Below are 13,123 nucleotides of genomic sequence, written 5' to 3'. Positions count from 1 at the left end.
CTGCGTTAGAGGTGCTGCTCTGGCGGGCTCGCCGGTGCACTGGGCACCGGGTGCCGTGTTCGTTAGCCGTTGGTGTCGCCGCCACGCCGCCCGCTCCCCGTAGCGCCGCTTACGGCACTGTCGGCGCGGCTCTCGGCGCGGTTGTCGGCCGGGTTGTCAGCGGGGTCGGCCTCGGTGGCGTGGGTGCTGATGCCGTCGCCGCCGGCTATGTCGGTGCCGGGGTCGGCGCTCGGCGCGGTGCTGTCAGTTCCCGTGCGGTCCTCCGCTCTCGCGAGGCTCGACAGGGCGATATCGGGCTGGCCCGCGTCGGGGGCCGGGTCGTCGTGGTGTGCCGCGGTGGCCTGCCGATCCCATCCGGTCCCGTTTTCCTTGCGGAAGGACTCGTAGATCTGCAGCAGTACCTGCTTTTGCCGTTCGGTGATCGTCGGATCGGTCAGGATCGCGCTGCTGACCTCCACCTCGGCCCGGTCCCGCTCATCGAGGATGCCGGCCTGGACGTACAGCGTCTCGGCGGAGATCCGCAGCGCCTTGGCCAGTTGCTGAAGGATGTCCGCGCTCGGCTTTCGCAGGCCGCGTTCGATTTGGCTGAGATACGGATTCGACACCCCGGCGGCATCCGCGAGCTGCCGCAGCGAGAGCTGGGCGGTGCGTCGCTGTTCGCGCAGGAACTCGCCGAGGTTGCCGACGTTCAGTGTTGCCATGCCTCCGATGGTGCCCCATCATCGCTAACTTTTGCAAGCGACTGCTTGCAAAAGTGGCGTGTCGCATGGGTGGCCGAATGGGTCACTGATGTGCTTGTCCGTTCTCAGTAGATGTGGCGAGTCCCAGTGGTTCTGGCGCAAGGACCTGGCGGAGTCCTGGCGAAGCCGGCCGACCCTGTTGTCCCGCCTCGCTGAAACTGGCGGATTCCCACTCGTTCTGAGTCGTGCTGTCGGATTTCTTTCGTAGCGCTTTGAGCGGCTGTCCGCTCTCGCCCCAGTGGCTGGTCAGGGCCTTCTGTGGATCGAAATCCCAGTGCGTACGGGCTAGTTCGCACTCGCATACTCGTGCGAGCTCATGGAGGGGGAGGCGGAGGCAGCGAAGCCCGCTGAGGCACTGGCAGAACGTGCGGAGGCAACACGCCGGGTAGAGCAGTTGCGAGCGCGCGTCGTCAGCAGTGCGCGGTACCAGGAGGGGGAGACGCCCGCCGAGGATGCCGCCCAGTTGTTGGCTGAGACCAGTGAGGTGCTGAGCGCTCTGGAAACGTTGATCCGGCGGATCAACCGGACCGCTGCCACGGTGGAGATGAGTCCCGACGGCACGCTCACCGATGCCCTCGCACGCCGGGATGTCCTGCGGTTGCGTCACTCTGTGGTCACCGCGGTGGCGGGCAGCGGTGAGCGGGGATACAGCACCATGGACAACGGCGATCCGAGGACAACGGGGGGCGTGCGAATTCACAGCAACCCCCTTTTCACCAGACGCACGGATGCCTTGCGCCGCTGGACACCAACAGCACTGCCGCGGACGGTGACCATGGCCGGCGTCCCGATCGACATGCTGCAACGCTCCCTCCCCGCCTTCGCCCGTCTCGCCGCCCGCGCCAACGGCACCGGAGAACCCGTCCACGCTCACTACGACCTCTACGTCGTCTGTCGGCTCTGCATGCTGCGACATGGCATCCACGAGCCCGTGTTGGCACATATGGCTCCGGCCCTTCGGCTCTGCCACGGGCACGCTGTCTGGCTCGATGCCGCATGCCACCCCCACGTCGGCGCCATCTCGACGGACTGATCAAGGCACAGCGCCAGCACTTCGAGCTGGTCCGTCGTGTCCCCGAAACCATCGACATGGCAACGAAGGACGCGGATGAACTCGTCCACTCCTGGTTAATGACGAATTACCAACCAGCCCATCGAAAGCGTTGGCAGGAACGGCTAATGCAGCTCTCTTGGGACACCACCGGGCCAGCGATCAACCGGATTCCCACCACCACATGCGCTGGGACGCCAAGGGCTCACGGTGTCCCGCTCCAATCGACGGGACTCTGGTCAGAGGCGTCGCTCTCCGCCGCTTCTCCCGGGAACGGACAGCGCTGTCCGTTCCTCCCTCCGGCCGGTCCCGCCCTCGTCGGGCTCGGTCAGGAGTGCGCCACGGTAATACGTCACATCGATCGCTACCCGCAAGAGCCGGCACTGTTCCGATGGTTGACCTTCACCTTGGGGGAAGCCACAGCATCGGTGGGGCCGGGCGACGTGCTCGGCATGAGGAGGAGCGAGCGTGGAGTTGCTGACCATCGGGACATTCGCGAAGGAGTCCCGCCTGTCGCCGAAGGCGTTGCGTCTCTATGACGAGCTCGGATTGCTGACCCCCCGCTCGCGTGACCCGGTGAGCGGCTATCGCCTGTACGCACCGGAACAACTGGACCAGGCCCGGCTCGTTGCCTGGCTGCGGCGCCTAGGGATGCCCCTGACCCGTATTCAGCGCGTCAGCACGCTGGAACCAGCCGCGGCGGCCCAGGAGATCCGAGCATTCTGGGCCGAGGTGGAAGCCGACACTGCCGCGCGGCGGGACCTCGCTTCCTTCCTCATCGACCATCTGTCCTGGAGGGACCCCGCCATGTCTGCGACCACCAAGCCCCTGGAAATTCGTTACGCCGCCCTTTCCGACACGGGCCTTGTCCGCAAGAGCAATCAGGACACCGCCTACGCCGGGTCTCGCCTGCTCGCAGTCGCCGACGGCTACGGCAGCGCAGGAGCCCCAGCCAGCGTGGCCGCCATCGAGGCGCTCAAGCGCCTCGAAACCGACAGCATTCCGGCGGGTAATCTCCTCAACGTCCTCGAAGACGCCATCGAGCAGACCAAGCAGGCCGTGCACGGCGTCGCCGGGAGCGGCTCTTCACTCGAAGAGGGCGGCACGACACTCACCGCGATGCTCTGGACCGGATCGCAACTTGCCCTCGTCCACATCGGTGACTCCCGCGTCTACCTCCTGCGCGACGGAGAGCTGTTCCAGATCACACAGGATCACACCATGGTGCAGTCGATGGTCGACGCAGGACGCCTCACCCCGGAGGAAGCCGCTTCCCACCCCCAGCGGTCGCTGTTGCTACGGGCCCTGGGCCATGGAGCCGATGGCAGCCCCGACATGCGCCTGCACGAAGCCCAGCAGGCAGACCGATATCTGCTCTGCTCCGACGGGCTGTCGACCGTCGTGCAGGTCGAGGAAATCCGACGCGTGCTCACCGGGATCAGAGAGCCCGAGCAGGTTGTCCGCGAACTCATCGCCCTAGCCAATGGCTCCGGCGGCCCCGACAACGTCAGCTGCGTGGTCGCCGACGTCGTCGAGGTCCAGCAGTAGGAGCGAGCGGCATGCACTTCGAGTTGCACCAGATCCGCTCTCAGGAACGCATCTGGGAAGCCAACGAGTACCGACTCGCCCAACAAGCCTGGGACGCCACTTCGGTTCGCCGATCCATGCCAGCCAGCACATGGCGACCGACTCCGCGACGCCTGCTGGCTTGGTTCCGCGGGTTAACCATCACGCTGCCGTAGGCACCGCAGGTCAGAACCTCGCCCTGCCCACAGGCGTGACCTTGATAACGGCGAAGGCGAGTAGCCGGGCCAGACGCTGGCTGGGCGTTGGTCAGTTGCCTAGGGGTAGTGGCTGATCGACGGCGGCGACGAGGGGGCGTACACCTGCTGCGCCTTGCGGACGGCCGGTCCGGCGGAGTGGTCGGCCGGGCGGCGCTTTGGTCGCAGGGCGGTGTGAGTGGGGCAGTGAGACGGACCGAGTGGTCTTAGCCGCGGGCGGATGGTCTGGCCGGTGTGATGGCCTTGCGGGCGGCTACGCCACTGACGAGGTTGCCCTCGTGCCCGAGCCGTTGGACGCCCGCCGCCCACCGGTCGAGATCCTCGCGGCCGATCTGGTCCAAGAGCTCGTCCGTGCTGTCCGTGCTGTCCGTGCTGTTCGCGCTTGAGGAAGTGGCGCGCGGTCGCCGCGAAACCGTCGTGCTCTCGGAACGGATCGCTGACGGCCGGCACCCCGGAAAGTTCTGCGAAGAAGTTCGGGAGGAGATGTCGGATCGGGGTGGTGGTGTTCGTAGCAGGGGTGAGGCCGCCCGCAAGGGGGCGGCGCCGAGGTGGAGGAACCGCGATCATGAAGCTGACGACCATGACCCAGGTCACCATCGATGGAGTGATGCAGGGAAACGGCGGCGCGTCGGATGAGGACCGCGGGAACGGATTCGAGCGCGGCGGGTGGGCCCTGGGGAAGGGCGACGACGAGACCAGGACGTTCATCACGCAGAGCTACCAGCGCGCCGAGGCGTTCCTGTTCGGCCGGCGCACCTACGAGTTGTTCGCCGGCTCCTGGGGATCGACTGACCAGATGCGTACACATCCCATCGGCGTGGCCTTGAACGAGGCCCCCAAGTACGTTGCCTCGACCACGCTCACCGCGCCGCGTTGGCAGGACACGACCGTTCTCCGCGGTGACCTCGCGGCGGCCATCAGCGAGCTGAAGGCCAAGCCCGGGGGTGAGTTGCAGGTGCACGGCAGCGGCGCCCTGACCCGGTGGCTGCTGGAGAACGATCTGATCGACGAGATGAGTTTGATCGTGATCCCGGTGATCCTTGGCCAGGGCGCGAGACTGTTCCCGCAGAGCGGTCCGGACCTTGCGCTCGACCTGGTCGAGTCGCGGGCCGACTCGAAGGGCGTGTCGATCCAGGTCTATCGGCCGGCCGGGCGCCCGCGGTATGCGACGGCTTGACGTCCCTGACCACCGAACCACGCTGTTGTGACACCACAGGAGATGATCTTCATGCAGTACCTGGTTTCCGTGATCGATGACAAGAGCAATCCTGGCAGCACGGACAGGCAGCCTGCCATCAGCGCATTCAACGAACGACTGATCGCCGAGGGCCACTGGGTTTTCGCGGGCGGACTCGCGGACACCGATGCGGCCACCGTCATCGACAACCGGGGCGAGCAGGCGGTGTTCAGCGACGGGCCTTTCGTGGAGTCAAAGGAGTACCTCGCCGGCGTCTGGGTGTGGGAGGCCCCTGATCTGGATGTGGCGCTCAAGCTCGCCACCGAGGCGTCGAAGGTCTGCGATCGAAAGATCGAGGTCCGGCCGTTCCGGTGAACAGGGCCAATGTCCGCGAGGCGGTCTCCCGGGCTCACCACGAGGAGTGGGCCCGGGTGGTTGCCGCCCTGACTAGGCGTTTCGGTGACCTCGACATCGCCGAGGAGGCTGCGGCCGAGGCGTTCGCGACCGCCGTCGAGCGGTGGCCGACCGATGGCGTACCGCCCAACCCCGGCGCGTGGCTGACCACCACCGCCAACCGTAAGGCGATCGACCGCATCCGGCGCGAGAACAAGCGCGACGACAAGCACAAGGAGGCTCAGATGGTGTACGACGCCGACCCGCCCGAGCCTGTCGGCGCCATCGACGACGATCGGCTCCGGCTGATCTTCATCTGCTGTCACCCGTCGCTGGCGATGCGGACCCGCGTGGCACTGACGTTACGCATGGTCGGAGGTCTGACCGTGCCCGAGATCGCCCGTGCCTACCTGGTGGCCGAGACCGCCATGGAGCGGCGGATCACCCGTGCGAAAACCAAGATCAAGGCGGCCCGCATCCCCTATCGCGTGCCGTCCACCGAGGATCTCCCGGCTCGCGTCTCCGGCGTCCTCACCGTCCTCTTCCTCGTCTTCAACGAGGGCTACCTGGCGACCGGCCCGGACACCGATCCCGTACGTCACGACCTGACCGCCGAGGCGATCCGGCTCACTCGCCTGATCCGTGCCCTCCTGCCGGACGACGGTGAGGTGGCCGGGCTGCTGGCCTTGATGCTCCTCATCGAGGCCCGCCGCCCCGCCCGGGTGTCGGGCAGCGGCGAACTAGTTGCTCTCGACGAGCAGGACCGTGGGGCCTGGGACGTGGCGCTGATCGCCGAGGGTCACCGGCTGGTGCGCGAGCGCCTCGCCGCTGCCGCCACCGGGTTGGCCCCGGGGCGTTACCAGATCCTCGCGGCGATCAACGCCATTCACACCTCTGCCCGCGACGTGCGCGACACCGACTGGTCACAGGTCCTCGCCCTTTACAACCAGCTCGCCCGCCTGGACCCCTCGCCGGTCATCGCCCTCAACCGGGCCATCGCGGTCGCCGAGCTCGACGGGCCGGAGGTGGCGCTGGCGGCCGTCAACCGTCTGGACGGCGCATTGGCCGACTACCACGCCTACCACGCCACCCGCGCCGACCTGCTGCGCCGGCTGGGCCGCAGTCAGCAGTCGCGCGCGGCGTACGACAAAGCCATTGAGCTGGCGGGCAACACCGCCGAGACCGCCTACCTGACCCGCCGCCGCGACCAACTGCGGTAGCCCCCAGGGATTGCGGGCCTGGCCGAAGGAGATCGCCCCCGCCGCCGGGAACTGGTTGTCACCCACGCCTTCCTCGTCGGCTGGCTGCTCCCGAGCTGCCCTCGACGCGCCGGAGTGGCGCTGAATGGGTCTCAGTCACGGTAACGCGGCTGCAACGGTCATCCGTTACGCACCCGGCAAGCCATCCGCTGGCCTCCGGTTCGGCATGGGCGAAGTCGTACACGGCGAAGTCGGTGACCGGGAAGTACCCGATGCGTTGGTAGAGGGCGTTGCTAGTGGCGTTGGCCGCGTTCGCGAACAGCACGACCGCCGTGGCGCCTTCGGCCAGCGCGGCCCGACTCACCTCGACCGTGACGGCGGCTGCGTAGCCGCGACCGCGTAGGCGGGCTGGGGTGTAGACGGGGTCTATCTGGATCTGGCCGGCCACCACCGGGTTCATGCCTGCCATGGAGACGGGCGTGCCGTCCGGGGATTCCCAGAACGTATAGCGCTTGTCGGCGAAGCGGGTGCCGGGCCAGGAGTCGGAGTCGATGACGACCGTTTCCCCCACGTCCGCGGCGAACTCGCGGCACCAGCACATGAGGTGCTCGCGGTCGCGCTCGCCCACGAGCCGGCCTCGGCCCGGGGGGAGTGGATCGGGTGGGGTGAGTGTGCCAAGGCGGTACAGGCGGAGCCGGTCGCGGAGGGTCGGTGTTGCACCCGTGTGCCGCTGCCAGGCCTTGGCGAAAGCAGTGGCGGTGTGGTCGTCCGCGCTGACGTAGGGAAGGGAGTGCCCGAGGGCGGCCAAGTGGGCGGCGAGGGTGCTGGCCTGCTCGGAGGTGAGAGGGGTGAGGCCCAGGCCGCGGGCCGGAAGTCGATGAAACGTGGCGAGGACCTCGCCCGCTCGCTCCAGTCGGCCGAAGACGGGGGCTTGGGTGCCGTGTGCGGTTGCTCCGCTTGTTCGTACTCTCGCGGTGACCGTCAGCGGCATGATGTGCAGAACGGGTCGCGAGCGCAAAAATTCTCCGGTGTAGGCGAGAAATTCGGTCACGTCCTCGGTGAGGTGCCAGTCATCCGGGCGCATGTTTCACAATCCTCGATCCTCGTTCACTGATCACCGACCGTCGATCCTTGGTGCCCGTTGCGGGAAAGGCGCATGCCCGCATACGCGCGCGCTGGGTCGGCCCGCCCGGTGCACTGTCCCCACCGCAACCTCGTGACCGGGTTGCCTCGTACTGGGCGCGACACTCGTACTGGGCGCGACAGCAGAACTCCCGGGCGGCAGTGGGCTGTCACCCAGCCGAACCGGATCGATACGCGGTAGACCAATTGGGCGATGACCTACGATCGCCAGGCAACTTCAGTTGATCTCCACCCTGATCGAGGCTGTGCACCCGCGTCAGCCAGGAAAGGACAACCTTGCCCACCACGACACTGCGCATTCCCACCCCGGACGGCCAAGCCGATGCTTTTGCCGCCTTCCCCGACCGTGGCGAGCGGCACCCGGGGGTGCTGCTGTACATGGACGCCTTCGGCGTGCGGGCCGAGTTGGAGCACAAGGCCCGTGAACTGGCCGGGCACGGGTACTACGTGCTCGTTCCCAACCTCTACTACCGGCACGGTCCGGCGCCGGTGATCGAACTCCCCGAGCACATCGGGGAGGAGGTCCGGTCCGCGCTCATTACCCAGTTGATGCCCTTGATCGAGGCGCACACCACCGAACGTGTCCTGCGCGACGCCGACGCCTATCTCAGCTTCCTCTCCAGCCAGCCCGAGGTCAGCGCCGGGCCGGTCGCCGTGATCGGGTACTGCTGGGGCGCCGCCTTGGCGATGCGTACCGCGGCGGCACACCCCGACCAGGTGGCCGCCGTCGCCGGCTTCCACCCGGGCTTCCTAGTCACCGATGCGCCCGACAGCCCGCACCGCCTCGTCTCCCACCTCACCGCCGAAGTCCACATCGGCCTCGCCGAGAACGACATGTCGCCCGAGACCATCGGCGAGCTCAACCAGGCGCTGGACGCCGCAGGCGTCGAGTACGCCACCGAGGTCTACCCCGGCACCATCCACGGCTTCACCATGTCCGACACGGACGCCTTCAACCCCTCCGCGTTGCGGCACCACTGGGACCGCCTGCTTCCCCTCCTCGACCGGACCCTGACCCATAGCTGAATAGCGCAGTGGCCGAACAGCCGAGGCTCCGGCTCGGGAACACACCTGTTCGCGTTCCGGTCAGGTCAGCCCTGCGTCAGCACCGTGTCTGCACTGTCAGTGCCGCCTCAGCACCGCGATGAACCGAACCATCGGTACGTCGCCGTCGCCGTCGCTGCTCGCGACGGGCACTCAGGAGCTCGTGAGGATGACGAGCTGCTGGGTCGCTCGGGTCATCGCGACGTAGCGGTCAACCGCTCCTTCGATGCCATCGCCGTACGCTTCGGGGTCGATGAGGACGACCAGGTCGAACTCAAGCCCCTTCGACAGCTCCGGGGTCAGTGAGCGGACCCGGGGCGTCGACCGGAAGGTGGGATCGCCGATGACGCAGGCGATCCCGTCGGCGTGTGCGGCGAGCCAGGTGTCGAGGATCGAGCTCAGCTCAGCGGTAGACCCGTGGACGACGGGAAGGTCGCTGCTGCGGATGGAGGTCGGCACGTTGGCGTCCGGGAGAACGGCCCGAATGACCGGCTCGGCTGCCGCCATGATGCCTGCCGGCGTGCGGTAGTTGACGCTCAGGGAGGCCAGGTTGATCCGGTCGAGTCCGACCCGCTCAAGCCGTTCCTGCCACGACTCCGTAAACCCGTGCCTGGCCTGGGCGCGATCCCCGACGATGGTGAAGCTCCGAGACGGGCACCGAAGCAGCAGCATCTGCCACTCCGCGTCGGTCAGTTCCTGAGCCTCGTCCACGACGATGTGCGCGAACGGGCCGGCGAGCAGGTCCGGTTCCAAACCGGGGGGCGTCGTCTCTTCGATCAGGACGCTTTGGAGGTCCTCCCCGCTGAGCATGGTCACCGCACCTTCACCGTCGTCCTCGGCCGCGAGGAGACCATCGACGACCTTGGCCATGTGCTCGCGGTCGGCGGCGACGGAGGCGTTGTGCCGGCGCTTGCGCAGTGCCGCCTTCGGGTCGCCGAGTCGCTGTTGTGCTGCGTCCAGGAGTGGCAGGTCGGACACCGTCCAGGCATGGGCGTCCGCGCGCTGCAACCGCCGAACGTCATCGGGGCTGAGCCCGGGGGCGCACCTGCGTAGGTAGGCGGGTACTGACCATAGGTCTCCCACGAGGTCAGCCGCTTCGAGCAGCGGCCATGCGCGGTGGAAGGCCGCGCGCAGCTCCCTGTTTTGCAGCAGTGACTTGCGCAGCATGTTGGCCGGGGCGTCGCCCTCGTGCTTGTCCACCAGGATGGTGAGCAGCTCCTCCCAGACCTGCTCGCGCGCGTCGTTGTGCGGAGTACCGGGTTCCGCTGCTTCGAACGCCGCGACCCAGTCCTCGGCGCCCAACCAGATGTCGGACCAGTGGGTCGAGACCGTCATCCCCTTGGTGGGCGGCTCTTCGTACATGCTGACGGCCGGCTCGATCGCCCGCACCAGCTGCGCGGACGACTTCAGGAGGGCCACGTTCGGGTCGGTCTCGATCGCTGCTTCGGCTCCCTCGGCGACGAGGTCCCGCAGCGTACAGATTTGTACGCCCTCCTCTCCGAGGCTGGGGAGGACGTCGGCGACGTAGCGCAGGTAGGGCTGATGCGGACCGATGAACAGCACGCCCCCTCGGCGGTGACCGAGGCGAGGGTCGGAGTACAGGAGGTAGGCGGCGCGGTGCAAGGCGACGACGGTCTTGCCCGTGCCCGGGCCGCCATCGACGACCAGCGCGCCGCGAGATCCGGCGCGGATGATGGCGTCCTGGTCGGCCTGGATGGTGCCGAGCACGTCTCGCATCTGCGGTGACCGGTTGCTGCCCAGGCTGGCGATGAAGGCGGACTGGTCGTCGAGCGCGGCGTGCCCGACGATCCCGTCCGAGGTGAACACCTCGTCCCAGTAGTCGCTGATCCGGCCGCGCGTCCAGCGGTACCTGCGGCGGCTTGCCAGCCCCATCGGGTTGGCGTGGGTGGCTCCGAAGAACGGCTCAACCGCGGGGGAGCGCCAGTCGAGCAGCAGCCGCCGCCCCGCGTTGTCCGTCAGGCCAAGCCGTCCGACGTACACGGGCTCGGGGTCGTCCGCGCTGACCATGTGTCCCAGGCACAGATCCAAACCGAAGCGCCGCAGTGTCCGTAGGCGAGCGGTCAGCCGATGGACCTCCATGTCGCGGTCCATCGCCTGCTGGCCTATGCCGCCGGGCGCCTTGCGCTGGGCGTCGAGGCGGTCGGACAGTTCGGCGATGGACTCTTCGAGGCACTTCGCGATGGCCGCGAAGTGTTGCTCATCGCGGGCGATCAGCGCCGGCTCGGCCTTGGGGGCGAGGCGGTCGGGTAGGTCGAACGCACTGGTCGTCAGGGGGTTCACGTCATCAGCTCCGATCGGAGGCCGCTTGCAATCAGTGCGCGCAGCAAGGCGTCTGGACCGGGGTTGTCCTGGTCGTCGATGCGGGTCGTGGTGGCCCAGTCGCGCCCGACGCGTACGCGGTGGCCCTGCGCTCGGGGTGCCGCGTTGGTCGCCTGGGCGTGTTGTGGCGGGTTCTTTGGTACGCGCCCGCTGCTGAGGCCCTCGTACGCCGCAGGTGTGCCGGCATGCAGAGGCGCCAGCGGTTCGGCATAACCGCGCGACCCATACTGCGACAACAACACACGCATGTCCTGACTCTCTTTTCCGCAGATTCTGGGCCTCGGCCGATGATTGTGCGGTACGACCTGGGCCTTGCCGCAAGCCCCCCTGTGCGCTATAAGTTGAGAGTGGAAAGGAGTGGGTACCCCTTCTTTCCCCGCTCTTTTCTCGTCCTTTCCCGGCTCTTTTCTTGCCTTTCTCGCCCTTTTCTTGTCCGTCCGCTGCGGACGGACAACCTGCTCGGGAAGTGGCGCCACGCCGCGTACGGCGATCAGCCCGTGGCCGCCGCCCGTCCAATGATTCTCCTACGAAACTGTATCCGGGCTTCTCCGGGCCTCCTGACCTCGCATTCCGGCCGGCGATATGGAGGGGCGCTGCCTGGGCCTGGTCCGCTGCTCGTCGGTTCCGGGCGGTTCGGGAACCGCCCGGAACGCTGACGGCATCGCTGACGGCAGCACTGTCAACAACACTGGCCACATCACCGCAGTAGCGGTTTACCTGGTAAGTTCGGTTGGTTTGTCCAGTCGTGTCAGTTTCTGTGGGTTTCTCATGAGGTAGATCCGGGTGATCCGTTCGTTTTCCATCACGAGGCTCACCGCGGTCGGCTCGCCGTCGATCTCGAACCTGCCCGCGGGCGCGCCGTTGAGCCACACGGTCGTCGTCTCGAACGCGGCCACGACCCGGTTCGCGCGCGCAAGGACCTTCGCCACGAGTTCGGCCCCGTGGAGCGGAGCCAAAGCGGCGGCCACAATGCCGCCACCGTCGGCGATCAGGACGACGTCCGGTGCCATGATCTTCAGCAGGTCCTGCAACTGCCCGGTGCGCAACGCGACCAGGAACCGCTGCACCACGGCCTGCTGCTCCGATCGGCTGACCTGCACCCGCGGTCGCCGAGCCGCCACATGCTCGCGTGCCCGCCGTGCGATCTGCCGCACCGTGGCCGCGGACTTCCCCATGGTCTCGGCGATCTCGCCGTACGGCACCTCGAAGACCTCACGGAGCACGAAGACCGCCCGCTCGGTTGGCCCCAGCGTTTCCAGCACGGTCAGCATCGCGATGGACACGCTCTCCGCGAGTTCGACGTCATCGGCGACATCAGGGCTGGTCAGCAGTGGTTCCGGCAGCCACTCGCCCACGTAGTCCTCGCGGCTGCGCGACAAGGTGCGGAGGCGATTGAGTGCCTGCCGTGTGACGATCCGGACGAGGTACGACCGCGGGTCACGCACCTGCGACGGCTCGACGTCGGCCCACCGCAGCCAGGACTCCTGGAGCACGTCCTCCGCGTCGGCCGTGGACCCGAGCATCTCGTAGGCGACCGTGAACAGCAGGCTGCGGTGGGTGACGAAAGGGTCCTCGCTCACGCGCGCGACGTTACCCGGGACTGGTCGGGACGCGCGGCCAGCGGAACCTCGCATGTTGCGGAGTAGCCCTGCGAGGTGACCCCGTGCACCGTGTTGGTCCTGGTCGACAGGTTGGCGAAGCCGATGAACACGGTGAGCTCGACCAGCGCCGCCGGGCCGAGTTGGGCGAGCAGACTCGCCGACAGCTCGTCGGTGACGGTCGTCGGCGTGTTCGTCATTGCCTCGGCGTACTCCATCACCTCCCGCTCCAGCGGTGTGAACACCTCCGACTCCCGCCAGTTCGGCACCTGGCTCGCCTTGGCCACGTCCAGCTTCTGGTTCAGCGCTGCGAAGTAGTTGACGTCAAGGCACCAACTGCAACCAACCTGCGCCGCGACAGCCATGTGCGCGAACGTCTTGAGGCCTTCGTCGGCCGCGTTCCATGCGCCCACCTTGGCCGAAAACTCCAGGCTGGACGTGGCGACGTCGGGGTTGTTGAAGGCCACCTCAATGGGCTCGGGCACGGCACCGAGCTGCTGGATCAGGTTGTCCTTCAACTCGGTGGGAATCTTCACCTTCGGAATACGTACTGTCATGGTGTCCTCCGTAAGTTGTTAGGCGGCCCGGGAGGGCCGGATGTGGCTGATGGTGGCTTGCCGTTTGTGGCTCCCCAGGAGTGGCCGTCCGGCTCTCCGG

General features: G+C 67.5%; 11 protein-coding genes and 3 pseudogenes. 7 read left to right on the top strand and 7 right to left on the bottom strand.

Translation table 11 applies throughout. The features are described 5' to 3' along the window. Positions 1-62: 62 nt before the first annotated feature. A complete protein-coding gene (locus FHS42_RS37925) occupies positions 63-701 on the bottom strand; it encodes a helix-turn-helix domain-containing protein (protein WP_246495819.1) in 639 nt (212 codons plus the stop codon). Positions 702-1,056: 355 nt separating this feature from the next. On the opposite strand from FHS42_RS37925, the pseudogene FHS42_RS38890 reads away from it, so the two are divergent. Together FHS42_RS38890 and FHS42_RS34375 are read left to right on the top strand one after the other, a co-directional pair. Next, positions 1,057-1,386, top strand: a pseudogene (locus tag FHS42_RS38890) (DIP1984 family protein); the annotation flags it as partial. An 873-nt stretch (positions 1,387-2,259) separates the two neighbouring features. Next, on the top strand, positions 2,260-3,339 hold the full coding sequence (locus FHS42_RS34375; RefSeq protein WP_184579983.1) for a protein phosphatase 2C domain-containing protein: 1,080 nt from the start codon (positions 2,260-2,262) through the stop codon (positions 3,337-3,339). Between the two features lie 439 nt (positions 3,340-3,778). Here the strand turns inward: FHS42_RS34375 and FHS42_RS38390 are convergent, their stop codons facing one another. Further along, positions 3,779-3,913, bottom strand: a complete 135-nt coding sequence (locus FHS42_RS38390) for a hypothetical protein (protein ID WP_281392933.1) — start codon at positions 3,911-3,913, stop codon at positions 3,779-3,781. A gap of 224 nt (positions 3,914-4,137) precedes the next feature. On the opposite strand from FHS42_RS38390, the gene FHS42_RS34370 reads away from it, so the two are divergent. The 4 genes and pseudogenes from FHS42_RS34370 to FHS42_RS37915 all read left to right on the top strand — a co-directional run. Next, positions 4,138-4,749 (top strand): dihydrofolate reductase family protein, encoded by a 612-nt coding sequence (locus FHS42_RS34370; RefSeq protein ID WP_184579981.1) that lies wholly within the window; start codon positions 4,138-4,140, stop codon positions 4,747-4,749. 51 nt (positions 4,750-4,800) lie between these two features. Beyond that, complete coding sequence (locus tag FHS42_RS34365) at positions 4,801-5,124, top strand: YciI family protein (RefSeq protein ID WP_184579979.1); 324 nt, start codon at positions 4,801-4,803, stop codon at positions 5,122-5,124. After that, complete coding sequence (locus tag FHS42_RS34360) at positions 5,121-6,362, top strand: RNA polymerase sigma factor (RefSeq protein ID WP_184579977.1); 1,242 nt, start codon at positions 5,121-5,123, stop codon at positions 6,360-6,362. The genes FHS42_RS34365 and FHS42_RS34360 overlap by 4 nt, the downstream gene beginning before the upstream one ends. Positions 6,363-6,377: 15 nt before the next feature. Next, positions 6,378-6,564, top strand: a pseudogene (locus FHS42_RS37915) (histidine phosphatase family protein); the annotation flags it as partial. A gap of 6 nt (positions 6,565-6,570) precedes the next feature. On the opposite strand, the pseudogene FHS42_RS38385 reads toward FHS42_RS37915, so the two are convergent. Next, positions 6,571-7,425, bottom strand: a pseudogene (locus tag FHS42_RS38385) (GNAT family N-acetyltransferase); the annotation flags it as partial. A gap of 335 nt (positions 7,426-7,760) precedes the next feature. Here FHS42_RS38385 and FHS42_RS34350 point away from each other — a divergent pair. After that, positions 7,761-8,510 (top strand): dienelactone hydrolase family protein, encoded by a 750-nt coding sequence (locus tag FHS42_RS34350; RefSeq protein ID WP_184579973.1) that lies wholly within the window; start codon positions 7,761-7,763, stop codon positions 8,508-8,510. A gap of 171 nt (positions 8,511-8,681) precedes the next feature. On the opposite strand, the gene helR is transcribed toward FHS42_RS34350, so the two are convergent. The 4 genes from helR to FHS42_RS34330 form a co-directional block, all read right to left on the bottom strand. Next, the gene (helR, locus tag FHS42_RS34345; protein WP_184579972.1) at positions 8,682-10,829 is read right to left on the bottom strand and encodes an RNA polymerase recycling motor ATPase HelR; all 2,148 of its coding nucleotides are present in this window, start codon (positions 10,827-10,829) and stop codon (positions 8,682-8,684) included. Beyond that, a complete protein-coding gene (locus FHS42_RS34340) occupies positions 10,826-11,116 on the bottom strand; it encodes a hypothetical protein (protein ID WP_184579970.1) in 291 nt (96 codons plus the stop codon). The genes helR and FHS42_RS34340 overlap by 4 nt, the downstream gene beginning before the upstream one ends. Positions 11,117-11,581: 465 nt before the next feature. Continuing rightward, positions 11,582-12,448 (bottom strand): RNA polymerase sigma-70 factor, encoded by an 867-nt coding sequence (locus FHS42_RS34335; protein ID WP_184579967.1) that lies wholly within the window; start codon positions 12,446-12,448, stop codon positions 11,582-11,584. Further along, positions 12,445-13,023 carry a carboxymuconolactone decarboxylase family protein gene (locus tag FHS42_RS34330; RefSeq protein ID WP_184579965.1) on the bottom strand — a complete coding sequence of 193 codons (579 nt, stop codon included), beginning with the start codon at positions 13,021-13,023 and terminating at the stop codon, positions 12,445-12,447. Before FHS42_RS34330 ends, FHS42_RS34335 begins: the two co-directional genes overlap by 4 nt. Positions 13,024-13,123 lie beyond the last annotated feature (100 nt).

Source organism: Streptomyces zagrosensis (genome assembly GCF_014203645.1).
Classification (GTDB): Bacteria; Actinomycetota; Actinomycetes; order Streptomycetales; family Streptomycetaceae; genus Streptomyces; species Streptomyces zagrosensis.
The sequence above is the reverse complement of the archived record's forward strand: the minus strand, read 5'-3'. Positions and strand labels throughout refer to the sequence as shown.

Coding starts and splice junctions, on each gene's coding strand:
- FHS42_RS37925 (WP_246495819.1), bottom strand. CDS start 701: ATGGCAACACTGAACGTCGGCAACCTCGGCGAGTTCCTGCGCGAACAG.
- FHS42_RS34370 (WP_184579981.1), top strand. CDS start 4,138: ATGAAGCTGACGACCATGACCCAGGTCACCATCGATGGAGTGATGCAG.
- FHS42_RS34365 (WP_184579979.1), top strand. CDS start 4,801: ATGCAGTACCTGGTTTCCGTGATCGATGACAAGAGCAATCCTGGCAGC.
- FHS42_RS34340 (WP_184579970.1), bottom strand. CDS start 11,116: ATGCGTGTGTTGTTGTCGCAGTATGGGTCGCGCGGTTATGCCGAACCG.
- FHS42_RS34330 (WP_184579965.1), bottom strand. CDS start 13,023: ATGACAGTACGTATTCCGAAGGTGAAGATTCCCACCGAGTTGAAGGAC.